Here is a 630-nt window from a genome sequence, read left to right on the forward strand (position 1 = left end):
TTAGAATCTAATTTTTTCGGTTGTTGTTTCTGCTTAAACTTAAATGAAAAACCAATAATTGAACGACCACGTTTGTGTTGTTCATACTCTGCTTTTATATCTGTGTACTTATTAATTTGATCAATGGCAAGGTGTAAAACTTTTTCTTTAAATTGCCCCATTCTCTTGTATTCATTGGGTTCTATGCCTAGTTTTAATCTTAGCTCTTCTAGCTCTACCATAGTCACTTTGCCCGTACTACGCCATGCGATAAGCAACTCATACAAGCGTATAGCGTAAACACTAGTTAAACTGCTGACTTGCTCTAGTTCATAACTAGTGAAGTGTTTTTCTAAATTTGTAATCAACGGTACAACATCATCAGAAAACTTAATACGAACAAGAGCTTCATTCTCTACATAAGATATTCGTTGTACCCATCGACTTATTACATTCTCAATGTTGCCCTTTTGAGTCAGTTTTTGATAGCTAAATCTACGATCAAATAGGCTTTTGCAAGCATCTTTAAGAACTTTATAGGCTGTATTTCTATGAACATTGAAATGGTTGATATAGCTTTCAGCATGAATCGTCAAATCTTTATCATTGGGTGTATTTGATTGCCTAGCTTCAAGTATGGCTAACAGTATT

1 protein-coding gene is annotated in these 630 nt (G+C 34.1%); it reads right to left on the bottom strand.

Annotation, left to right across the window (positions count from 1 at the left end):
• On the bottom strand, positions 1–630 hold a 630-nt coding region (repM, locus tag H3028_RS21045; RefSeq protein ID WP_181299137.1), incomplete at both ends, for a replication initiation protein RepM.

Origin of the sequence: Pseudomonas sp. Q2-TVG4-2 (assembly GCF_013620795.1) — a bacterium.
GTDB lineage: Bacteria > Pseudomonadota > Gammaproteobacteria > Pseudomonadales > Pseudomonadaceae > Stutzerimonas.